The organism is Chryseobacterium arachidis, from assembly GCF_900129245.1.
GTDB lineage: Bacteria > Bacteroidota > Bacteroidia > Flavobacteriales > Weeksellaceae > Chryseobacterium > Chryseobacterium arachidis.
The window spans coordinates 159,364-182,438 of record NZ_FQUT01000007.1; the positions used below are offsets into that span (position 1 = coordinate 159,364).

At 34.7% G+C, this 23,075-nt stretch carries 29 protein-coding genes; 2 read left to right on the plus strand and 27 right to left on the minus strand.

The features are described from left to right. Nucleotide 1 precedes the first annotated feature (1 nt). The 17 genes from BUA89_RS13870 to BUA89_RS13950 form a co-directional block, all read right to left on the minus strand. The gene (locus BUA89_RS13870) at nt 2-2,233 is read right to left on the minus strand and encodes a hypothetical protein (RefSeq protein WP_072959006.1); all 2,232 of its coding nucleotides are present in this window, start codon (nt 2,231-2,233) and stop codon (nt 2-4) included. Nucleotides 2,234-2,259: 26 nt separating this feature from the next. Further along, on the minus strand, nt 2,260-4,272 hold the full coding sequence (locus BUA89_RS13875; protein WP_072959009.1) for a thioredoxin domain-containing protein: 2,013 nt from the start codon (nt 4,270-4,272) through the stop codon (nt 2,260-2,262). Nucleotide 4,273: 1 nt separating this feature from the next. After that, nucleotides 4,274-5,122 carry a hypothetical protein gene (locus BUA89_RS13880; protein ID WP_072959012.1) on the minus strand — a complete coding sequence of 283 codons (849 nt, stop codon included), beginning with the start codon at nt 5,120-5,122 and terminating at the stop codon, nt 4,274-4,276. Nucleotide 5,123: 1 nt separating this feature from the next. Beyond that, nucleotides 5,124-5,669 carry a hypothetical protein gene (locus BUA89_RS13885; protein ID WP_072959015.1) on the minus strand — a complete coding sequence of 182 codons (546 nt, stop codon included), beginning with the start codon at nt 5,667-5,669 and terminating at the stop codon, nt 5,124-5,126. A gap of 2 nt (nt 5,670-5,671) precedes the next feature. Then, nucleotides 5,672-6,586, minus strand: a complete 915-nt coding sequence (locus BUA89_RS13890; protein WP_072959018.1) for a hypothetical protein — start codon at nt 6,584-6,586, stop codon at nt 5,672-5,674. A 1-nt stretch (nt 6,587) separates the two neighbouring features. Then, nucleotides 6,588-6,887 carry a hypothetical protein gene (locus tag BUA89_RS13895; protein ID WP_072959022.1) on the minus strand — a complete coding sequence of 100 codons (300 nt, stop codon included), beginning with the start codon at nt 6,885-6,887 and terminating at the stop codon, nt 6,588-6,590. Then, entirely contained in the window at nt 6,877-7,170 is a 294-nt protein-coding gene (locus tag BUA89_RS13900) for a hypothetical protein (RefSeq protein WP_072959025.1), read from the minus strand. Before BUA89_RS13900 ends, BUA89_RS13895 begins: the two co-directional genes overlap by 11 nt. Nucleotide 7,171: 1 nt before the next feature. Continuing rightward, on the minus strand, nt 7,172-7,396 hold the full coding sequence (locus BUA89_RS13905) for a hypothetical protein (protein ID WP_072959028.1): 225 nt from the start codon (nt 7,394-7,396) through the stop codon (nt 7,172-7,174). Continuing rightward, complete coding sequence (locus BUA89_RS13910) at nt 7,393-7,884, minus strand: hypothetical protein (protein ID WP_072959031.1); 492 nt, start codon at nt 7,882-7,884, stop codon at nt 7,393-7,395. The genes BUA89_RS13905 and BUA89_RS13910 overlap by 4 nt, the downstream gene beginning before the upstream one ends. Beyond that, nucleotides 7,884-8,894 (minus strand): hypothetical protein, encoded by a 1,011-nt coding sequence (locus BUA89_RS13915; RefSeq protein WP_072959034.1) that lies wholly within the window; start codon nt 8,892-8,894, stop codon nt 7,884-7,886. The genes BUA89_RS13910 and BUA89_RS13915 overlap by 1 nt, the downstream gene beginning before the upstream one ends. Continuing rightward, nucleotides 8,875-9,489 carry a DUF6046 domain-containing protein gene (locus tag BUA89_RS13920; protein WP_072959037.1) on the minus strand — a complete coding sequence of 205 codons (615 nt, stop codon included), beginning with the start codon at nt 9,487-9,489 and terminating at the stop codon, nt 8,875-8,877. Before BUA89_RS13920 ends, BUA89_RS13915 begins: the two co-directional genes overlap by 20 nt. A 1-nt stretch (nt 9,490) precedes the next feature. Then, nucleotides 9,491-11,455: a tape measure protein gene (locus BUA89_RS13925; RefSeq protein ID WP_072959040.1), complete on the minus strand. Its 1,965-nt coding sequence runs from the start codon at nt 11,453-11,455 to the stop codon at nt 9,491-9,493. A 181-nt stretch (nt 11,456-11,636) separates the two neighbouring features. After that, nucleotides 11,637-12,044, minus strand: a complete 408-nt coding sequence (locus BUA89_RS13930; protein ID WP_072959043.1) for a hypothetical protein — start codon at nt 12,042-12,044, stop codon at nt 11,637-11,639. A 29-nt stretch (nt 12,045-12,073) separates the two neighbouring features. Continuing rightward, nucleotides 12,074-12,511, minus strand: coding sequence for a hypothetical protein (locus BUA89_RS13935; protein ID WP_072959047.1), 438 nt, complete (start codon nt 12,509-12,511; stop codon nt 12,074-12,076). An 8-nt stretch (nt 12,512-12,519) separates the two neighbouring features. Next, entirely contained in the window at nt 12,520-13,680 is a 1,161-nt protein-coding gene (locus tag BUA89_RS13940) for a DUF2586 family protein (protein WP_072959049.1), read from the minus strand. 83 nt (nt 13,681-13,763) lie between these two features. Next, nucleotides 13,764-14,282, minus strand: coding sequence for a hypothetical protein (locus BUA89_RS13945; RefSeq protein ID WP_072959052.1), 519 nt, complete (start codon nt 14,280-14,282; stop codon nt 13,764-13,766). Nucleotide 14,283: 1 nt separating this feature from the next. Next, nucleotides 14,284-14,742, minus strand: a complete 459-nt coding sequence (locus BUA89_RS13950; protein WP_072959055.1) for a CHAP domain-containing protein — start codon at nt 14,740-14,742, stop codon at nt 14,284-14,286. Between the two features lie 229 nt (nt 14,743-14,971). Between BUA89_RS13950 and BUA89_RS13955 the strand changes: the two genes are divergently transcribed. After that, the gene (locus BUA89_RS13955; RefSeq protein ID WP_072959058.1) at nt 14,972-15,523 is read left to right on the plus strand and encodes a hypothetical protein; all 552 of its coding nucleotides are present in this window, start codon (nt 14,972-14,974) and stop codon (nt 15,521-15,523) included. Here BUA89_RS13955 and BUA89_RS13960 read toward each other — a convergent pair. From BUA89_RS13960 to BUA89_RS14005, 10 genes are all read right to left on the minus strand, one after another. Then, a complete protein-coding gene (locus tag BUA89_RS13960; RefSeq protein WP_062696604.1) occupies nt 15,515-15,718 on the minus strand; it encodes a hypothetical protein in 204 nt (67 codons plus the stop codon). The two genes, BUA89_RS13955 and BUA89_RS13960, sit on opposite strands and share 9 nt — an antisense overlap. An 86-nt stretch (nt 15,719-15,804) precedes the next feature. Further along, the gene (locus tag BUA89_RS13965; protein WP_072959061.1) at nt 15,805-16,023 is read right to left on the minus strand and encodes a hypothetical protein; all 219 of its coding nucleotides are present in this window, start codon (nt 16,021-16,023) and stop codon (nt 15,805-15,807) included. A gap of 24 nt (nt 16,024-16,047) precedes the next feature. Then, nucleotides 16,048-16,377 carry a hypothetical protein gene (locus tag BUA89_RS13970; RefSeq protein ID WP_143152347.1) on the minus strand — a complete coding sequence of 110 codons (330 nt, stop codon included), beginning with the start codon at nt 16,375-16,377 and terminating at the stop codon, nt 16,048-16,050. 10 nt (nt 16,378-16,387) lie between these two features. Further along, on the minus strand, nt 16,388-16,852 hold the full coding sequence (locus tag BUA89_RS13975; protein ID WP_072959067.1) for a hypothetical protein: 465 nt from the start codon (nt 16,850-16,852) through the stop codon (nt 16,388-16,390). A gap of 10 nt (nt 16,853-16,862) precedes the next feature. Next, a complete protein-coding gene (locus tag BUA89_RS13980) occupies nt 16,863-17,492 on the minus strand; it encodes a DUF3164 family protein (protein WP_072959070.1) in 630 nt (209 codons plus the stop codon). 40 nt (nt 17,493-17,532) lie between these two features. Then, a complete protein-coding gene (locus BUA89_RS13985) occupies nt 17,533-17,742 on the minus strand; it encodes a hypothetical protein (RefSeq protein WP_072959073.1) in 210 nt (69 codons plus the stop codon). A gap of 2 nt (nt 17,743-17,744) precedes the next feature. Further along, nucleotides 17,745-18,371, minus strand: coding sequence for an ATP-binding protein (locus BUA89_RS13990; protein ID WP_072959076.1), 627 nt, complete (start codon nt 18,369-18,371; stop codon nt 17,745-17,747). Continuing rightward, nucleotides 18,368-19,294 carry an AAA family ATPase gene (locus BUA89_RS13995; RefSeq protein ID WP_072959079.1) on the minus strand — a complete coding sequence of 309 codons (927 nt, stop codon included), beginning with the start codon at nt 19,292-19,294 and terminating at the stop codon, nt 18,368-18,370. Before BUA89_RS13995 ends, BUA89_RS13990 begins: the two co-directional genes overlap by 4 nt. Before the next feature lie 15 nt (nt 19,295-19,309). Beyond that, nucleotides 19,310-21,364 carry a hypothetical protein gene (locus BUA89_RS14000; protein ID WP_072959082.1) on the minus strand — a complete coding sequence of 685 codons (2,055 nt, stop codon included), beginning with the start codon at nt 21,362-21,364 and terminating at the stop codon, nt 19,310-19,312. Nucleotides 21,365-21,538: 174 nt separating this feature from the next. Then, nucleotides 21,539-21,760, minus strand: coding sequence for a hypothetical protein (locus tag BUA89_RS14005; RefSeq protein ID WP_072959084.1), 222 nt, complete (start codon nt 21,758-21,760; stop codon nt 21,539-21,541). A gap of 101 nt (nt 21,761-21,861) precedes the next feature. On the opposite strand from BUA89_RS14005, the gene BUA89_RS14010 reads away from it, so the two are divergent. Further along, entirely contained in the window at nt 21,862-22,656 is a 795-nt protein-coding gene (locus tag BUA89_RS14010; protein WP_072959087.1) for a LexA family transcriptional regulator, read from the plus strand. The last annotated feature ends 419 nt before the right edge of the window (nt 22,657-23,075 follow it).

The following is a 23,075-nucleotide window of genomic DNA, read 5'->3' on the forward strand; positions in this document are numbered from 1 at the left end:
TTTAATTGTAGATATAGATTTCGATAATTCCGATTTCAGTTTCAAAATCGAGCGGAGATTTACTATCCATATCAAAAACATTAACGTAAACAGAATCATCCGTTGCTCTCGCGGCATGACAATCCGGATACACTCCATTTAAAGTTGTGTTGATTTTACTATTAATCCAAACTTTGTCTCCTTGAAATGCACCTTGTAAATTTCCTACAAATTGCCCTACGCCAGCACGACTCCATTGAATATCTCCTAACGTATTTTCAAGCTCTACAAATAATGGTTCAAAAGTTCCTCTTATACCCTTTAATAAAGCCCTATAAATTTTATAGTTTCTACCTGAATCTTGCAGTTTTTCTTCAACCCATCTTTTTTGCACAAAGGAATTATCTACATAATGATCTCCATGATAATATTGCCCTACCATACCTGGTCCTTCAGAAGGAGCCCCGACATCTATACTATCCAACCATTGTGTAAGATTGATATGCTTATTCAATCCTTGAGATAATGAAACCTGCAATGGGCTAACTAAGACTTCAGCTCTTTCACCGACAGGATCGCCAGATAAGATGGTTGTATATCCATCTGCAACTGAAATTTTTGCAACACCACTCTTTATAGCGCCACCCCCTTCAGTAGAAAACTCTATTTCTCCTGTGACTGGTTTTCCTGCTGTTGTTCCGGATAAAGGAATGTAATCCACTTTATTTTCTAATCCGAAAGTTCCGTCTGGTTTTGCAACAACATTTTTTGTAAATGAAGCATCTGCAACTGGAAGTCTTAATACTTGCAAACTTGTGTCAAATCTTAACCATCGATCTGCAAAATTTCCTTCAATAAAATGCGTTTTATAAAAGTTATTATCTTTTGCCAAAAAGTTATTGATAATGAATTTATTGCTCTGTGCACCAATTAATTCAATATTGGATCCTATGATAAGATTATTCTCTCCCCAGATTCCATTTGGATGCCCCGAAGTACCTCCGCCAATTACAATATTTGAAGACCATAATCCGCTTCCTCCGCTTCCCCAATATTGCCCAGCTTGATAGCCTAAAAAGGTATTGTTACTTCCTGCAATGAAACATCCTGTCCATTTCCCCAACATTGAGTTTCCTGTACCTCCTTTAAGATTATAACCAGCAGACACTCCAATTAGGGTATTATCGTTACCAGTAGTTACACCAGTTCCCGACTCATATCCCATTATCGTATTTGCGCCTCCCGTAGTCAGGTCTTTTCCTGCATAATGTCCAATAACACTATTTATTTGACCCGAAGTGACTGAAGGTAAACTACTGTACCCTATGGCAATATTATAAACTCCGGTATGAGCAGCGTTCATGTTTCCAAAAAAGAAAGAATATGTAGTTTTATTTGCTCCTAAAACTCCATTAGCGCCCGGAATTCCTGTACCATTAGTTTCCTCAAGAAAAGCAATTCCTTTGGGTGAATAATTATTTCTATTAACGACCGTCGCAAGAGTTTCATTAGCTAATAATTCTGTTGTAGTAACTCCAGACTCTCTTTTGATATAGAATTTCCCGTCCGATGTAGGTTTATCAACTTTATTATTCAAAGAAGCCTGTAGCCCCTCTACCATTCCGATGGTAACATTGGAAATTCCTGTGGGCAGATAATTATTTTTATCAGTCTTTTCTCCCCCTTTGAACATATAAAGAGAATAATTTTCACCATTTACCGGAATGGCGATAAAATCATTGTCTTCAAAAGTGTAGGCAGAATTATTTGTAGCAAAATCAACAATATTGGTTTCAACAGCTTCAATTAAATTTGTTAGCCCCAATGCCTCAATCCTTTCAGCAAGAATTTCACCTTCATCATTGAGAAAATCCTCAGAAAACATATATTTTGAATCACTCTGACTTTTGGTATAGACATTCCCAATATTGTTCGCATCATCAACAGTGGCAATATTTTCCGGCAATTCTCCAACTCCTAAAGCTGATTTCCAAGCCTGAATATTATCATTATTTAAATTTGATGCATCTTTTTTTGCTAAATAATTAGCATGAGAATCTGGATTTGAAACATGAGTTTCAAAAATATTTTTATCGGCTTTATTTTGTAAAAGGTTATCTAACCCCGCAATTTTATTTGTGGGAATAGATTCATCTTTATGCCAGAATGAAGACCATGAAGCCTGAAACTGTTCCTGTGTGGGAAAATCTCCGGTTTCGAAGTAGCTGTATATGGTATTTAATGGTATTGACATGATATCTAAATACTATTTGTGTTTAATTAAAAGATGTATTTTTCTAAAAGACTAAAACTTGCTGTTGTAGCTGTCGGAGCATTGCTGATTGCCCCAAATAAACTCAAAGGAATTGATGGAGCCGATTTTGTATAAATGCTTGTACTATTATTTATTGTAACTATAATTGTAAATAATCCGTTATTTCTCATAATTGTAGTTTCTCCAACATAATTTGCCCAAACGCTAACTGCACTTGTTCCTAAATCAGGATATAAAGCTATTCCTCCATTTCTATAATTGATATTTCCTCTTGCTTTTACAATTGACAGATCATTTAATGAAATTAAATCTGATGAGTTACATAATCCGACAGAAAATGGATTTCCATTATCAAAGCCTGCACTTATAGTAGTAATATCAATCCCTATTCTTAGATAAAAGTTATCAGTCGCAGAAAATAGCTGTGATGACTTACCCGCTGACACTATACCAAAATCTCCTCCTGCATAAGACTTATTTGATGGTTTACTTTGGTAACTTAACGTAGAATTTGTTCCCGTCATAGTATTAGCCCCGGAAGTATATTCCGCAAATTCCCAAGTTAAGTTAGGAATGAAAGATGTAATTGTATCTACTACCTTTATCATAGTATTTGCACCGGTAAGGTAATAAGCAACTCCATTCCAAAGGCGAATCTTATATTTACCTACAGGAATAGTTGAAAAATTAAACCAGAAAGAAAGATCTATTCCGTTTGTATATAATTGAACTTGCGCCCCTGGTATTTCTGCAACAACAACTGTATTTAATGATGTACTATCTTCCGTACATAATTCTATCTTGAAATTAGTTGGTGACAAATTGAGATTTGATCCTTTCAACGTTATCCAAGAAGGCTTATTAACCCTGTCCACAATTGGCGGAGATATTACAGCGACACTCATAGTTCCTGTACTCCATCCTCCGTTCATTTTCGTTTTCCAATCTGTTTTATTTGCATCGGAAAGTTGCTCAGGTATTAGTAAAAATTCAGAAGCTAAATCTTCTTTCATCAAGATTTTTTTTCTTAATCCTGTACTATCCGTTCCATAAAAGCTCCTATTATAACAAGTAATCTGATTTTTTAGAATTTCCTCATTCTCATCCAAAACGATACCTTTTGAACGCAATCTTCCCGTTAAATGAAGTTGTTCAGCAGGAGCTGCTGTGCCAACACCTAATTTACCAACATTGCTATATACATTAGACTCTTTAAAATCATTTCCATCCCATTGAAGCAGATAATTCGAAGCTGGAGATATTGAAGCATAAATTGGCCCAGGTCCCAAACCACGGATAAAAAAGCTTCCATTTCCGGAAGGTTTATCCATTTTATTATTCAAAGAAGCCTGTAGCCCCTCTACCATTCCGATGGTAACATTGGAAATTCCTGTGGGCAGATAATTATTTTTATCAGTCTTTTCTCCCCCTTTGAATATATAAAGAGAATAATTTTCACCATTTACCGGAATGGCGATAAAATCATTGTCTTCAAATTCGTAAGCATCTGAATGATCCGCAAACTCAGAAATACTTGTCTCGACAGATTCAATAAGTGTTGTAATACCTAATGCTTCTATTTTTTCTGCTAAGATATTTCCGTTACTATCTGTATAATCTCCGTAAGACATAAACATATCATTACTTTGACCTTTGTTATATGCATTTCCAAATTCAGAAATATTTCCAAACTCATCAAACTTATCAACAGTGGCAATATTTTCAGGTAATTCTCCAACTCCTAAAGCAGTTTTCCAAGACTGAACATTATCATTATTTAAATTTGATGCATCTTTTTTCGCTAAATAATTCGTATGAGAATCCGGATTTGAAACATGAGTTTCAAAAATGTTTTTATCAGCTTTATTTTGTAAAAGATTATCTAATCCTGCAACTTTATTTGTGGGAATAGACTCATCTTTGTGCCAGAATGAAGACCATGAAGCCTGAAACTGCTCCTGTGTAGGGAAATCTCCGGTTTCGAAGTAGCTGTATATGGTATTTAATGGTATTGACATGTTATTGGAAATTTGGTTCGATGAAATTAACTATTCGCCCTGGATTAAGAATATCCATTGCAACTCCTTTACCGCCCGAATTAATTTGATAATAATGATCATAATAACCATCACCACCTTTGCCGTTGGGCTTAATTATAGATAGGTCATTACCCACGCCAGTACTACCAGAGTTAGTAGCAGCCCAAAGTTCAAGTCCATAATCAGGAATATTATCTTTACTAATTGTTTTCGTTTTACTACCAACTATGTTACCTAGCTCTTGGAATGTTGTATCATTTGGATCTCTTCCGAAAACAGTTTTACCCCTAAAATCCGTACATTCTTTCCATCCTACTGGAATTTCTGATAGTGGTTTTTTCCAAACCCAAACTATACCGCCATTCATAATTGGTCCCGTTTTAAGTTCTAACATAGCCACTCTTTGCGCCAAAGCATTCACATCTGGTTGAGTTGCTGTGTTGTTTACCTTTATTTGAATTTCTTTTAATGTTTCTAGTTTTACAAAATCTGCCCAGTTGTAATCTATAGATCCTGAACCAAATTTTACTACCCTTTCCTCGATCAGTACTTTATCCTCTTGGCTTTCAAAAGTCTTTTCGATAGGCTTTACATTAATATATACAGTAGAATAAAGCGTGCCTCCTTCAAAATAATAAAGTTGCCCGTCAATAGCTACAATTCCGGGATTAACAAAAGATCCTACGGTTTCGCAACCCTTTAAAATTGTTTTATTTCCGGCAAGATCTCCAAGAACTTCAAAAATCTCGTATGCTTCCTCTACCAAAGCCATAAGATCATTTGTAAGAGGAACTCCACCTGTTTGTAAAAATTTGAAATTATACTTCATATTAATATTCTTTTGTTTGTATTTGATACCTTTTTGAAGGTAGTTTATAAAAATCTATATCCGCCTTTAGCTGATCTATATTTATTAATGAATTATTGGGATTATTAGCATCCACAGGGATTTGTACAATAAAATCATACTCGCTAAAAAGCTCGGCTTCCGTTCTTAGATATAATGGATTTTCATCCCCGAAAAGCCATCTTATTTTTGGTGTATATTGTCCACCTGAGTTTGTAGGATTGGAGGGATCATTTTCTGCTTCCGTATACAAATAAACCCCATCATATAAAACAGCTTTTATAATTTTGATTCGTTTTTCTACCCTATCGTATTTATAGTTTAGAATTTTTTCAAGAGAAAATTTCTGATAATTGTAATTCATTTTCAGCAAATTCACTTTTCTTTCTTCCATAAAGCTTTTGTAAAGATCTTCTATACAAAAAATCAAAACAGAAATTAAATTCATTACTGATCTTGTTCTCCAGAATGTAAATAGCCACCAGTTGGCGAGTTTTTTAAAGTCAATTGAAAATAACTTATCATCCATAATTACTGTGCTTGATAGTTGGTGTATGTAATCCCGCTCCAATCTTCCTCATATTCAGGAGTATTGGGATCGCTCGATTGTCTTAATGTAAAACTTCCAGAACTTGGAATTCTACTAATTTCAATGGGCTGAAATTGACCATATCCTGTAGATCCAGCTTCAATCCATTTAGTAGAAACCTCAATATTTAATAAATCTGTAACTCCTTCTACAGCCAAGATTGCAGCTTCCAGCTTTTGAACACTCAATTCTCCGTTAAAAGGAAGATTTTTTAAAAACCTTTTTATAGCATCCTGTACGGGATATCTCGTGGTTCTTATACTTCTGCCATCTGCGAAAAGAACTCCTGGATTATAACATACTTTAAATTTTAATCTTAAAATATCTGGCCTGTAATTTACAATTGTGATGTTGTCACCTGCAGCCTGAATTTCTTCTATGTATGCTCTAAATGCTTGCCCTACGTCGTCACTCACAGGTACAATTTCATCGTTTTCTTCTGTTGAAATTTTCATAGAGATTTTAGATGTACTGGCAGCTTTTGTAACCGCCACATATTTAATTACTTTGGATTTTTCAATATCTTCCAAAGTAGCGTCTACCATTTCGCCATCTTCATTTTCGTATTGTGGTGAAAACTGATCACTTTCCGGAAGTAAGCTAAAACCATATTGAAATCTAAGAGCCTGATTTCTGTACCATCTTAATGTAGGGACTTTTTGCTCTTGAATCTTTGTTTCAATTTCCTTTAAATGAAGTTTACAAGCTTCCTGAAAATTCCAGATTACGAAAGCCACTGTCTCAAATATTTTTTTCCAGAATGAAGTTTTGGATGATGTATTGAGACTTTGCAGATCCGGATTTTCATTTTTTAAATCAAGGATCTGATTAATTATTTCCTGAAGCGTTTTATTCATCTTAACTTACTTTAAAAGTATTTCCTATTTGCATATATCCAATACCTTTTAATGTTGGCAATTGGTTTTCTTGTTCTAATGTTGCACCCGTTGCGGGTTTTATTTTTTTTGATGCATAATAATTTATGACATCTATATTTTTTTCTAATTCATCTGGTATTGTTAGTGTTAATCCCGATGAAAGAAAGTCTGAGACCGACATTCCATTCGCAATGGCAATAGCAAAACAGTTTTGAACATCGCCCGTGTATTGTATTGAGATATCTAAAATTGATTGCCTATTTAATACTTTAATCTCCATAATCTGCGTCTATGTTTATTTCAAGGTCTTCCCCAATTTTAATCTCATTTACCGTCATTCCGTCGGCATAAAATTCCTGACGGATCTCTCTTGCAAGTTCGTCGGGAGCTTCATGCTCCAGATATCTTCTTACCCCTACACCGTTTTTGGGAAAAAGTTTAATCTCACCTTTATCTGCTAAAAGCAAAGTTCGTTGATGCTCATATGTACTTTCCCCAGATACAAAGTCTCCTTCTGCAATCTGCAGTTCAAAATTTTCGTTTAAAAGAATATCTATAGGCATATTATGTTATTATTCCGGTTCCTGTACCTGCTTGTGCAGTTGCTGTACCTGTTGTATTTACTGTTACTGTTACCTTACCTGCTTTTATAAATTTCTTTATAGCAGAGGCCATTTTCTCGGCAATTCTTTGCCTTGAGATCTGTGCATCATTCTCTTCCTGAGATTCAGCATCCATAATCTGTGTTAGTTCACTGATAAACAATTGTTCTGCTGCGTCTAAACTCATTTTAAAAGCGATTTAAATTCATTTTTAAGATTACTAAAATCTATACTGTTAATGAGGTTGATCGTAGGTCCGTAATTGGTAGTGAATTTCATATTTAAAATTGCTTCAAATAGTTTATCAATCAATTCCGCAAGGTTTTTTCCATTGGCTTCAAGATGAACTTTATCACTCAATTCTAGATTCGTATTTCCTGCTTGCCAGTAAAATTTTTCGACAACATCGCAAGCAATAACCATCCAATCGTCGTCATCTTCTACTCTTACTGCCAAAACATAGCTTCCAATCTTCGGAATTTGAATAAAACTTTCGTTTCCTGTAAGTACAGGTCTTAGTCTTACATCAAAATACTCCTGATCGTCTTCATCAACTAAAACACAAATTGCTTTTCCTTCATCTACAGATTTTACTTTTGCGATATTGCTCACTGCCGGAGCATGGGAACTTGCAATTTGCCTTAATCCTTCTCTTATATACTCTGGTGTTGCCATTATTTTTGCATTAAAAATCCTAATGTTACGGTCTGTCTTCCTCCTGAAGCTCCAAATTCGCCGCTCACACTTTCTATGAAATACTCTCCGGTTTTGTCTGGATACATCCCACCATCAAGCTTTAAAACCATTCCTTTAGTTGCATATGGTTCTAAAAATAAGGTGATGTTGCCTTCGTAGCCTTTGTAATTTTCTTTAGTTTGTAAACGATTGGCTATTTGTTTTAAAAATGGAGCCGGAATTCCCGCTTTTATTTTTAAATCTTTTTCTGTGGAGGATTTTGCCTGATCAGATTTTGTTTTATTAACCTCACCTTTATCATTTTTTTCTTTAATGACAATTTTAACGCTCTTATCAACTTCTTTCTGATTAAACTCGTCATCCTTTACCGTATTCCAGCCAATTTTTACTTTTACACTGTCTTGCGTTTTTCCGAAAAGAGTTCCAACATAAATTTCATTCATATTGAAGTAAACTGCTAGCTTACATTCATCTTTCAGCCATTCTAAAACCTTGATTCCGCTTACATTCTTGAATCTTACATTCTTTAAAGGAATCTCTGGAATTTCTCCTGAAAGCTTGATATCTGTATCTTTCACAAGATCCTCAAGCAATTTTCTTACGGTAACTGAAGTATAGCTTCCTTTGAAAATAATATCGTAAAGTTGATAACCGTAACCTTCACATTCAATCTTTACAGGAACTCCCATATTGACTCTTTTTATGAAGCCTTTGAAACGTAACTTATTATCATTATTATATCCCAAAGAAACACTCACTTTATCCCCTTCTTTAAAAGCATAACCTTTTCTTTCGCTGCTTGTACGTTCTTTATTAAGATCTTGAGTCTGCACTTTATCTGTTTTCAGGTAACTGATTCTAGGCAACTCGATGGTACAAGAATCAATGAAAGATCCAACCTCGCTTTTCCAAGTAACTTTACTGGCTTTTATATTTTCTACAGTTTTTTCTTTATCTTCAATTGAGATATTACTTGTTAGTATTAGCATTATTTGGTACTTCTAAATCTTTAACATCCGCAATAAAATCACTCTCACACGTCAAACTAAATGGTCTTATCCAATGGGCTTTCCCTTGTACTTCCGGGAATTCTAATGAGGTAATTGCCACTCTGTTACTTTCTTCCAAAAACATTTCGGGATATCCTCCGTTAAGAGAAACCGGCTCCCCTGTTTCGAAAATCTTCTTGAGTTTTAAAATATCTCCTTCAGGAACTTTTCTTTCTTTACCAATAAGAAAACCTCTGATCGTAAACTTGTAGTCATCGATATTGAACATTTCTTTTACAGTTCCTTTTCTCTCACTTACTGCCGTTCTTATGATAGTTTTACTAAGATTAACTGCAATTGTACAAGCATCAATTATCAGGGAGTCTTCAACATTTCCATTGATTCTAAACTCCGCAGGAAACCATACATCGTGACCGTAGGCTCCAATTTTATTGAAGGAAATTTGTTTACTACTATCTTTATCTTTCTTATTGCTATAAAGAGTTTTATCTGTAGAATACGTCTTATCAATATAATAAGGTTCTTTTGAAAAATATGTTTTATATAAATTTCCTAAATCAAAACTTGTCTGCATATTACATTACTTTTGCTCCGTTATATAGAACACGCCCTAAGCATTCCATTACTATACTTTCTAACTGATCTGATGTTTCTCCGGAATTCAGCGTATTAAACTGAATGGTATCAAAGAATTTCCCTAAGGTGATGTTGATTGTTTTTTGTCCCCCACCAGAAACTGTACTTCCTGTTTCCTGGGACTTTGCGGCATTACTTCTTCTGGTATCCTCGGATCTGTTGATTGTTGGTTTTCCTCCTCCGGTAAGATCAGCTTTTGGTGGTCCTTTAGATTGCCCCAACGCTTTTACTTGTGCATCTTGAGCTTTTATTCCAGATAAAAGATCCGCATTAGCTTTAACTTCAGTAGTTTTGGTAACCTTAATCTCTTCTCCCGTTATAAGCTCTTTTGCCCATCGATAAGCACTTTCTATACCATTCAAAATAGGCATCAAAATATTATTCCAAACCCATTTTAGTCCATCTGCAACCCAGCCTACAGCCTTTAATACAATTCCTAAAATCCAGTAAACTCCTGCAAAAACATCTTTTATAAATTCACTATTAGCAATCCAGGTTACAAGTCCCGAAACAATACTCCAAACCGCATCAAAGACACCTCCTAAAGTTTCCCAAACTGTTGAAAGAAAACCTTGAGCAATTTCTACATATCCGGACCAAGTACTTGTTCCTTCTCCTAATCCTGAAATAAATTCAACAGCCTGCCCGAGAGCATTTGCAACAATATCGATATAAGGTTGTACAGCTTGTAAAGCCGGTGCAAAACCTTCAGTAAATTTCAATCCAATATCTAAAACTTGCGAAATAATAGGAGTAAAAGCCGAACCGATCTCTGTAAGAGCTCCCATTCCTCTTTCCTTAATATTATCCCATTTTCCTGTTACAGTATTGTTTGCTTTTTCTGTGGCACCTTCGTATAATCCTCCTTTTCCTTTAGCATCTTCAAATGATTTTGACAAAGTAGCATAATCTACACCGCCTTTGAATTGGTCTGCGCCTTTTCCTGTAGAAGCCGACAACATTCCATAGACATCAATTCCGGATGCTTCTAACTGCTTAAGCTGATCACTGGATGCTTTTCCGCTGCTTTTAATGTCCTTCATTTGCTCAGATAACTTTGTAAGTTCAGAAGCCCCTCCTCCGGTAGCAGTAACTGCATTTGCCAAATTCATCACTTCTTCTCTTGCTTTTTGGGCATCTCCACCCACAGAAAGTAAAGCTTTATTGGCTTCTAGTAACTCTGGAAGTTGGAAAGGTGAATTCCCTGCATCGGTTGCGATATTTTTGTAGATCGCATTAGCGTCCTGCCCTTTTCCTATTACATTTGATAAGCTCAAAACATCCTGTTCCTTTTGGATACCTCCGGAAAGAGCGGCCATAGCACCATCTTTTAAAAGTCCTACAGCCATAGTGCCAATTCCTGCAAGGGGAGCGAGCATTCCTGCTAATGAGAAACCACTGCCGCCTTTTCTTGATATGTCTGCCGCGTTTTGAGTTGCGACAGAAGGATGATTGTCTGCTTGCCCTTGAAGTTCTGCCAAACGAGATCTAAATTCTCCTATTTTACTAATATCTGTCTCTCGGTTTAAGCTCCTCTGAGTTTTTTCAATATCACTTTGGATATTCCTGTAGCTTCTCACAGATGTAGGTGGAGGAGCTGGAGCTTCTAAACTTGCTTTTACATGATCTTTAAGCTTATTATAACTCGATTTAATCGAGTCTCTAACTTTTCCATATGTCTCTTTGATTCCGTCAAGTATGTTAAAATTTGATATTTTAGTAAAAGCACTATTTACCCTTTCCTTTATTTTACTAATGCCAGCACCAATATCATTGGTAACAGTTACGATAGCTTTTCCTAAATCTGCTCTTGCAAAAAAAGTTCGTGCGAAACTGCTTAACTCTGACCCTAAAAAGGTATTTATAGTATCAATAAAATTTGATAAACTAGTAAGATTGTCCATAATTTAAAATTTTCTTTCGCCCTGTTTTTTCCAAATTTCCAAGGCTATTCCGGTGCGATAGAAAAATTTTTCATCACCCCAATTCTTTAAAGCATCGGCTCCAAACTGCATACTTCCAAAAACAATCAAGAACTCTATTCCTTCGGTCTGTTTATCGGAGAAAGACCTGCTCCCGCTTTCGCTAAGCGCGAAAAAAGTCGGCCTTCTTGCTTTCTAAGATGTTATTCATCTGTAAGAATACTGCAATAAAGCAATCTTCATCCTCAATTAACTGATAATCTCCTTCGATCCAAAGCTGCTCTACAATCATGGCAACGGCTTTACTCATTCCGTTTGAGCCAATAGCTGTAAGATAATCTCCCAAATCGTCTGCTTTTGGTGGACGGAGTACAGCAAGGAAGTCATCCACCTTCAAATAAATAAGGTCTCTGTTGCCGTACTCTTTCTTCCACTCATCCAATTTTTTTGCAGTATATCTTTCCTCAAATGGAGTAAGATCTTTTACTGTATCTTTTTTGGATTCCTTAGTTTTCTTTTCTTCCTTAGATTTTCTATTATTAAAAACCTGCTGTAACTTTTCGTTTGCCATCTTATTTTTTGTTTTATTGTTTTGTATTATTATTTAAATTCTCTGTTCATTGCGATGTACGGAAGAGAAACTTCTCTGTTTTTAGCTCCCTGTTCCATTTCGAAACCATCTTCTGTAAACTGTACACCAGACATTGTAACCGTTGTTAATACGTCTGCAGGATTTTTTTTGTATGAGATAAGAATTGTAATAAATTCATGAGGAACGTCGGTAATATCCTCAAAGCCAGCCGCTTTTGCCGCTCTGTTCAATGCATCAGCTTCAAAACCTAATACTTTGATACTCCCTTCGTATTTTTTGTTTCCTCTCATGATATCAATAGGCTGATCTCCAGCCCCATAGATATGTTCCGATTCTACAGTTTTCTTTACAGAGAAGCCTCTAAGCCCCTTGACAGTCTTTGATAGTACTTTTACCTCAAAATTAGACCATGCGCATTCTGATGATGTAATATTAATATTAGCCATGTTTTAAATTAAAGTGTTTGTGTTAATCCCATGTTCAATACAATCCAAGTCATATAGCCTAATGGCTGGATCTGAATTTGTTTTTCAAGGGTATTTGTGTTGATTAAATCTTGTTCTACAGGAACTAATACCTGCGCTCCGCTGATCTGTCCTGACATGTTTGCTAAAAGCTGAGTTCTTGTAACCTCTTCTAAGTAAGCTGCATCAGCATCATTTAGTTTTCCATCTGCAGTCATTCTTACAGAAGATTCTAAGAATGGAGTGTCTGTAGCCGTAGAAATTCTTTGTGCTTTGTCGATCAATCTTCCATGAACCAAAGTTCTGAAGTCATCCGTTCCCGCCATTTTATCTACACTGAAATAATAACCTGCCGCACCTTCTCTTGTATGTAAGGTGATAAAACCATCATCTGTAAACTTATCTAATTTTTCAACTAAAATTTCCTCTACTTTATCATCTCCGATATAAGCTTCTGTAATACTTAGCGCTCCGTTTTGTCCGTCTCCGATTTTTACATGAGCAGGATATTTACAAGCTCTTGCTAAAACCAACGCTACAGATGCAGAACCATCATTTCTTGAACCTCCAAGAACTACTCCTGCAAAAGTGTTTTCGGCAGATTTTGGTTCAAAAGAAGGAGCTACAGCAGCATCTTTTATTCTACCTTCGATTAAGAATCTTACCGGTTTGTTGATAGACTGCTGATATTGCCCTAATGCCTTTGAAGCTAATACAGCATCCTGAACATCCTTATCCAAAAATCCTGCAGGAGAAACATAGGTTGCATCTGGCTTTCTGCAAACTCCCACCAAGTTTACTCTACCGTTTGAAACATTAAGAAGTTTTTTTACTCCTTCTTCGTTCGTACTTGTAAGAGCATCCTTCATAGTCATTGTATCTTCTGTTCCTAAGATCCAAAGCTCCTGGCTGCCTCCAAGCTCCTGATAAAATTCGTTAATTGCATAAAACAAAAACGGTTCTGCCGCCTCTGTGTACCCTTTCGCTTTAGCATCTGCTGGTGAATAAACTGTCTGTACCTTACCAATAAGATCTTCTGTATAAGCAGTTCCCACGATTCCTGCAACGCCGTCGATTACCTGAATCTGACGAAGTAAGTTGCCTGAAGCCACGTTCGCTTTTACTTTTGGTGTTCCATTTCCTTGTGACATTTTTTAATTATTTTTTAAAAAGTTGTTGTATTTTTTGATCAGAAGTCTATTTTCTGTTCTTTTTTATTGCATTTAAATTTTATTTAAACAATCCTTTTCCATCTTATAATAAGAACAAGAGTGAACAAGGCGAGTAATGCGAGAAAGATTCTTCCGAGCCATAATTGTGTTTGCTGAAACCATGACAAAGGCTGCGCTTTGTATATCGGCTTTTCAATGTAAATTGGTGTTTGCTCGTGTTCTTTGGTGTACGTTTCCCGCCATGTTTTGAAAGACTCTTGTGCCTTTTTGTAGCATTCTACCGATAGTTTTCCGTCGACAATCGAAACTTTCGGTGCCAATAAACTCATTTCAGATTTATAAGCTTTCGTTCTAAAATTTTCATTCATTTCAGAGTTTAAAACAGGTTTTCCGTTTACACATTCTATAAATGCATTGTAATAGGTACTATCTGCTTCGATCTTGAAAATCGTGTCTTTAACAATTGTAAAAACTTCTTTCGTTTTCTCGATGGTCACCGGTTCCGAAGGCTTCCTATGTATGCAGGAAACCTGAACCAGCGAAACAAAAAATAGCGATATGAAGAAAATAAATTGTTTCATTTTAATATTTTATATAACCTTTAATAGATGTTAAGGCTCTTTTTCTACGGCAAACCTCGATACCTTCTCGGCTTCCGTTATCGTTCGTATTTCCTTCCACTGTGTAGATATATTGAGCATCAAATTTTTCTACAAAACCTGTATGACCAAGACCTTTTCCAAAATCCATGATGAATACAGATCCCACAGAAGGTTTTAAAGATTTCTTTTCCTTAGGAGCATTATTCCAAGCGTATAGAACACCGCCCGTTTTAATGGCTGTATTGGTAATCTTATTTTGTTTTGAAGCTTCATTAAAACACCAATACACAAAAGCCATACACCAGCTTGCCGGAAAGTTGATTCCTACAGATGCCAAATAATTTTTAACAGGAATTCCCCAATTTGAACCGTGAGGTTTCTCCTCCTGTCCTATTTGAGTAATTGCTACTTGTAATGCCGTTGCAGATAGTGAATCCATATTAATATTTAATTGTTGTGTTTGTTTTGTGAGTACAAATTTCCAGAATCCCACAACGGTTTGAAAATAACAGCGCAAGGATTGCACACCTTTTTTAAAATGCCCTCTTTTAAGCTCAATTTTGTATCATGAAATAGTGTATAGTATAAATGGGAAGTAATAGTAAGCCTGTTTTTAATAAGAGCTATTCAGAAACAGAAAGTAATTTGAGAAACTATATTTAATACTTATGGAAGAATATTTTTATGTACAATTATTATTAGACCTTCAGGAAAGAATCGCAGAAGAAGTTCCTGAAATTCAATACATCGATCAGCAATTGGGGCAACTACAAAATCCATCTGGATTGCAAACTTCTGTTATTTATCCGGCCTTATTTATTGATTTTCCGGAAGCAATGTATGATGTTAATTTTCCGGAAGCCAGCTATTCCGAAATGTCAAACAACGGGCAATTGGGAAATATCCCGGTATCTTTTCAGTTGGTGTCCGATGATGAAACTCCAACTTGGCATCAAATACCCGTTGAAGAAAGAAAACAGGGTTTGGAATTTTTAAGAATTGAGCAGAAATTATACAAAGCTCTTCAAGGATGGAGTAAAGAATATTTTTCACCCTTTTCTAGAATTATGGCGAAAAGTACAAGCAGAAATCATATCGGCTTTAAGGTAAGAGAATTTATCTTTACTACCCAGTACGAAGATTTGTCTGCAAGCTCTGAAGAAAATTTAGCTGAAGTAACGGAGTTTAAATTTACAATTAAAGAAAATAGTTTAGAATAAAGTAAGCTGTGTTTCTTCCTTCGGAATCACCATTCCTTTGATGTTCATCCACTGTCTGTAAGATAGGTGAATGTTATATTTTGGGAAGGTATGTCTTACAATTTTGGTGTCCGGAACATCTGCATGCTTGTGTGCATTATAAACACTTATAATGTATCGGGCACGTTTGATATAATTTTTATTGTTGTAAGACATTAAAGCAAAATTACTGGGTCTTTTTGTACAAGTCAAGTCGATTTTCAGGCACAAAAAAAGCTATGGAACATCCATAGCTTTTGTCTTTATAATAAAGGCGGTTTTCGTTGAAACTCTTTGATGGCAATTGTTTTCAGAAGATTCAATACATTTGGTTCTTGCTGATTTTTGAGAGCGTAGGTTTCGTACAACGGATAGTCTCTAGGCTCAGTGCTTACTTCTAACGTGAGAATGATGTATCCCTTTTTCTCCAGTGCTTCTTTTATCTCTTCATTGCTGTACCAATGGTTATTTATTTTAATCATGTTCTAAGCTTATATAATTGTTATTTAAAGCAGCTGTTTATGCAATTCGCTTTTCATTAAAAGAATAGCATTTGTTTCATAGCTTCCGAAATCATCCGGGAAATAAATCTCAAACTCTTTTAGAAAATGCCACAATGCATCTGCTTTGTAATAAGGTAGTTTCAAAATAAATGATCTATCCTTTTGTCTTGTTTTAATGGCCTTTTGCAACAATTGGGTTCTGAGTTCCATGCAAATAGAAACACTGCTTTTCAGTGGCCTTGGCTGAGTATGCAGATTCAGCATATCCAAAATCTGCATACTGTTGTTGAGAACGGTAAGTTTGCCGTTGTCGAGGGGTAAAAGTATTTTCATTGTGACTGTTTTAGTTTAATGCTTTTCTTTTCCCCTCTTTGTACCACCATGCTTTTGTGAATGGTTTTCCGGCACTTTTTGTATTGCTTTTCTCAACAGCTTTCAATTGCTTGTAAACTTCCTTTAATTCCTCGACTGAATGTGCATTTAAATGTTTTTTAAACTTGCCGGATTGTATCATCCATTTATTGAAATCATAGAAATCATTAGCTTTTTTTATTCCTGTTTTTTCTGCTAAAACCAAGATGTTTGAAATTAATTTTTTTCTAAATATTTCAGATTTCAATTGCTCGCATTCACTTTCTAATTCTGAGGGAATTGGGCAGTGTATTTTTAGTAATTTTAAAACTTCCTCTTCGGTTAACTCATCTATAATTGTTGTTCTTTGTCCTGTAAAGCCAAAGATTTCCATGGCAACATCTATATTTTTTCGATGTATAAAAATTGATTTTAATTCTTCATGTGCTTTCATCATTCGTTTTTATTTAATAAGAAAAATTTAGATTAATTCCGATCCATTCATTATTTTCATCCTTCTTGAAAAAGGAAATATAATCTTTGCTTAAAGAAAATTTGTAGCTTTCTTTTAATAAACGAATTCCTTCTCTCCAGTTTTCATCATCAAAACGATCTTCCATACTGTATAATTTTTGAACTAAAAGGATATCCAATGCTCCATTTTTACGTTCCAAAAGAGACATGATGAGATCTTTGGTATCCCGATCACCTTGATATTTTGAGGTTAAAAAATCAATAATATGTTTTTCAGCCTGGTGAGACCGTTCATCAAATGTTCCTTTTCCTTGTCTTTTAAACTGTATTTTATAATTCTCGTCTTCAATTTTAAAGTTTCCTTTTCCATCCTGATGTCTTTTGCTATAATCTTTCAATAAGTCAAAAAGCGAACCTAATTCTGAAAATGCCTTGGCTTTGAAATTTTGAATTTCATCCGATAGTTTATCTGCAGCAGGCACTAAATCATTGATGACCGATTTTTTTAAACTTTCGTACTGATTACGTTTTTCTTCACGTTTTTGGGCTTCCTTCTGCTTTCTTGCGTTGAGTTCGGTTTCTAACTCTTCGATTGATAAGATTTTTAATGTTTCTGTGATCATAATATTTTGTTTTTTGTTTGTTTAGATTTGGTTTAAAATTTTAATATGGAGATTCCCATTGAAGTTGGTTAATGATTCTCATTTTTACCTGGATTTTGTTTTCTACCTCTTCGGGAATTACGTAGCTTGTTTCGTTCCAGATGGAGCTTAGCTCTTTATGGATAAACATTCTATCGAAGTCTGTAAGGTATTTTTCTCCGTAGCTGTCGTATTGTAATGCGATGGTAAGTATGTTTTCTCTTGTATTCATTATTATTGATTTTCTGTGATTGTTCCCCAATAGAGGTTTGCTTTTTCTTCGTTGATATTTAATGTTCCGCCCGGGCATCTTCCTGAAATAATGGCTCGTAAACCTTCCGCCTGGACAATAATTTTTGATAATTTTCGCCAGACCGTCCCTAGGGCACTGTCTGGAAGCCCCTTTTCTTCGTGGCTTACGAAAATGATAAGTTTATTTTTATGCTTCTCTTTAAGCTCGAGTACCATTTTTCTTGTAATTTCGTCACGGTAAACAGTAGTATTGTCGATAAATATGATTTTAGGACACTTTCTGGATTCAAATTTTTGCACCAGCTCCTCCCAAGGCATATAGTCCAGAAGCTTAAAGTTTTTTTCGGTATCAGAAAGTCCGGCGAACACCATTGCTGAAATGATATCTTTTGAGAAACCTTCTTCTGCAGATACATACAATACTTTTCCGAAAGAAGCAAGATACTTTGCAAGCATCATGGCAAAAGTTGTCTTCCCATTTTTTTCAGCACCTCCTAAATACCAAAATCCTGTTGTTTCAGGTTGCCCGAAGGCTTTAAGCCATAAATCTTTAAATTCAAACTGTTTAAAGACAATTGATAGTGCTTGTTTTACTGATATTGATTTCATGATTTATTAATATTAACTAAGGTTTTCAGATATCTCAATGATTTTATTTTTCCGTCTTCATATCCTTTTTTTATCTTATACTGAGAGTCTACTCTTACCATACAGCTTCTAATAACTTCATTGATAGAAGATTTATCTTCAAGGTTAACATACGCTACATCGCCAATTAATTTGGTATAAAACTTTTTACGGTCTTCCGTACCTTTTGGTACCAATGTGACAAAATCATCTGAAAAGCGGCTGAATATTTCTGCAAAGCCTACTTTATGATTATTGATCCCCTTCGTAATTTTTGCCCTTAAACCGTCTGCTCCAATCATAAACCAAGCACAACTGTCGACTGTATCATTCATTATTCCCTTCAGTTCCAGATAGGCACTATACTCTAAATCTCCTGCCTCATCGATGCATATAAAAGGATTTTCAAGGATATTTAAAGCGTATTTAACATTTTCAAGAACCTCATGATATTTTCCTTTTGTATCACAACCTAAAACCAATGCAATTTGTTTGATGAATCTTACCTTCGTGTGCGTTTGTGAAGCATCCACATAAAAAGCATTTTTCATTTGTGAAATAATGGCTTTTGCACATTCGGTTTTTCCTATTCCACAGTCATCCACAAGAATCATGGAACTTTTGGTTTTCTGACAAAACATAAAGCTTTCATACATTTGATCATACACTTCAGTTCTCGCAAATTTCCAATCGTTTTTATTGATATTTACCTGAAATTTTTTTCCTATTCCAAGCCATTCGCCAGCGGATAATACTTTTTCTGTTTCGCCTTTTTTTATTCTGCTGTATATTGAGCTGCTTATATTTAATTTTTTTGCAAAAGCAGCATCAGAACCTCCGAAATTTTTCCGGCCATTGAGCATCGCTTCGCGGATTTGTTGTTTTAATTCTTTATTGATTTCCATATTTTTTTTATTTGGTTATTTAAAATTCGATTTCCAGCTTCTTGCTGTTCCTTCTATTTTTTCGTAATTGTATTCCGGATTTTCTTCGAAAAAAATCTCCTGAGGAATAGATTCTGTTTGGTTGTACCGTTTTCTACCAGAAATCTGAAATTTATTGTTAAGTGTTTTTTTACGATGATCGATAATCGTGATCTGTTCTATTTCTCTTTTTTGTTGTGCCATAAAAGAATTCACCGTGTTTTCATAGGCCGACATTAGCTTTCTATTAATCTCACCTTGTTCGCTTCTCTCATGTCTTGATTTCGAATATTCTGGATGAGGAACCAAATCGCAAAGCATCATATCATCATAATAAATCATTGCCTTTAATGTTTCTCCATTATTTCCGTCTAGCCAGAAAATTCTAAACTCTTTTCCTTCTACATATCTCATTAGCCTTATTAATTCTTCACCCAAAACAAGCTCTCCATCTAATCCCAGTACATAAGTTGTATTTCTAAAATTGATGATTCCCGCTTTACAGCTTGATATTGTTTCTTTTCCCAGATATGGTAAAAATGCACTCCAATTGGTCGGCTGAGTATTTTTGTTTTGCATTTCGCAAAAAACTTCCCAACGAGTTTTATCTGTATAGACCGAATGAGGCGAATTGTTCCATGTTTCAATATCATTCAAAGAATTATCTACAATGTCATCATAAGGAATAAAAACCTCATCTTCAGCACTTTTTTGGTTTTCCTCTTTTCTTGCGTGTGGTCTTGCCATCCATCCAAGCCTGCTTTTTTCATGTCTATACCTAAGTTCTTCAAACTTTCTTTCGATTGCTTTTGATCTTGCTCGGTTGGCATAAATATTCACATTGTCGAACATAGCTCCGTTTCGTAAAAAAGTATCTTTAAAACTACTGTTTAATGAGCTCTCACATTCTAAACCTAAAGGAAGATTAAATCCCCATTCCGAATAATTCCTTATCATTTGGCGATAAAACTCTTTGATGATTCCTTCCTTTGTTTTTCCGTGAACCCAGCAGGTCCAAGCTTCCGAACCAAGATCAATCCCCATATAAAACCAAACCCTATTCCTATTTTTATCGTACATAAAGGGAGGTTGTCTGTCATCAATAGAAATAAGCGTTCCTGCTTCCTTAATTTTTGTCAGTTTATGCCAAGGAATAAATTCTTGCATTAACTTCTGTCTGTCTCCGGATCTTTTTGCATAAGTCCCAATTCTATTTTCCCATTTTCCGAGCCAAGCAATAATGGAACTTTCTGATATCTCCTTGAATTTTACCTGATCTTTATAATTGTATACTTCTCCTGTATCGTGTGAAATGATTTCCAATTCTCCATTTAAAAAAGCTTTGTACTGATTGGCAACCTGGGTTTTGGATGGTTTGTATTCTTGGCCAGCAAAAATATCATTCAGTAACGAAACCATTTCATCTGTCATTAATTTTCTGTTTTGATTTTTTAACTTCCCAGAGATAAGACTATTATAATTATATCCGTGTTCAAACGTATTAAAATAAGGTTTCCAGATCCTGTCAAATGCCCTGTAAGAAGAAGGTATCGTATGACTTACATTAAAAAGCTTTGGTAAATATTCATTAAAAGTTACAATATCAGTACAGATTGATGGCAGTAAGCCTCTTCCTGATGATTTCTTTAACTTTTTCCATTCTTCAAGACGTGCGATTCTTAATCTTTCTGCAGCTAAAAGCACACTTGCATTTACTATATATTCTTGTTTAAAATTCTCCTTTAAAGGTGTTCCATCTTCAAATCTAAAATCTGTAAAATATCTTACTGCTGAAGGATCAAACTGAAAAAAGGAAATCATAGGATGCTGCATTTTTCTGGGATCTCCAATACTGTCTTGCATTTCTTTTGGTAGCGAATCGAAATCTATCAACATTTGACGCCCATTACCACCTTTTCTAACCTGCTTTATACCAAATGGAACATTTCTATATCTTTGAATTTTCTTTTGTAAAGAATCTAAAGTGTTAAAATAGGCAGGTATAAGCTCGTCTTTGGTTACTACCAATATATTTCCCCACTGAAATGGCATAATCTTCTTCGCTATTTTTTATTTTATGATTTGGCTGATGATCTTAAGAGTCTCTATAACTGATCCGAAAAAAAACGCCTAAAATGATTTGGTAATTAGCTATTTCTTTTTTGCCTGTTTTAGGATCGATTACTTTTATTTCTTTGTGACAAAATAGTATCTGTAAAATTTTCTTCATGGTATTTTATTATTTAAGTGTTTTACCTCATTATTGATGGCTTCTTCGGCTTTTCTCAAAAAGAATTTATATTCTTTACACAATACATCAGATTTTTCACCTACTCTATCTCCCCGTAAAGATTTTCGAATGTAATCTAAAGAACAACTGTGCCTTTCCTTTAGAATATTTAGAATCTCCGCATTGTAGTACGTTCTTTTTTTAGTAGTTTTGTTCATTATGGTGTTTGTATTTTGTACAGGACAAATATCGTAAAGTTTTACGAATAACCAAATGAAAATTCGAAAAATTTATCGAATTAAATATTAATTTATTGATTATGAATGGAATAAATTTTCGTATCAAACAACTAGTAGACCATTTTGCAAACGGTAACAACTCTGTATTTGCTAATATAATAGGGGTAAATGAAGCTAATATAAGAAGCTATATCAATGGAACTGAGCCAAAATTCAATGTGATCGAAAAAATATGCAAAACCCTCGAAATAAATTTCGAATGGCTGATTTTAGAGAGGGGCAAAATGCTTGCTGAAAATAAAAGTGAGCAAATCGCGTTACAATCAGACTTTTATCATCGAGTTCCGCAGGTAATTACCGTTGATGCACACAATAAAGATAATATTGCATTAGTTCCAAACAAACTAAAGGCAGGATATTTACAAGGTTATAACGATCCAAATTTCATTAAAACACTTCCCACATTCAGATTACCCAACCTAAATAATGGTGTATTTAGAATGTTTGAAATAGAAGGAAACTCTATGTTTCCTACTCTTCCTGACAGAACTTATGTTATCGGGCAGTTCGTAGACGATTGGATACATGATATCAAAGACAACATGCTATATGCAATAATTTCTAATGAAATTGAAGACGGACTCATAAAAAGATGCCTGAACAGGATAAAAAAATACGATAATTTAATATGCAAATCAGACAATAGAAGAAATTTCCCAACCCAAAACATCCATCCAAATACTATAAAAGAAGTTTGGGAAATAAAATTACACCTTAACTTTAATCTACCAGACCCTGCAGATTTTTATGAAAGATTAAATGATCTGGAAGCAGAAATACAAAACTTAAAAGTAAGAAAAAACATAAACAATTGATTATCAGACAAAATAAATAAAAAGTAAATACCCCTATATATATCTGAATAATAGAAAAATGACCAGTTTTCACCAAATGCGTAATCATTTTAGCAACGAAAATGCTTAATATTACACAACATTTTCCATCCAAGTGTCCATCCAAGTGTCTATCCAAAATAAATTTTAGTATTTTTCATGAGAACCTTAAAAAATAAAATTATTGTAAACACAAATATATCAACACTTAGGAGATAACAACCCGAACTAAATAATTAAGATAGAAGAAAATTAAATAACAATTATGACATTTGGAAAAAGTCAAATATTATATAAAAACATCTCTATATGATTAAATAACAACAAATTACCAACTCATATAGCTATTCTTTTTATAGACATTTTATTTTAATAATTGTAAGGATAAAATTATTTTAGTT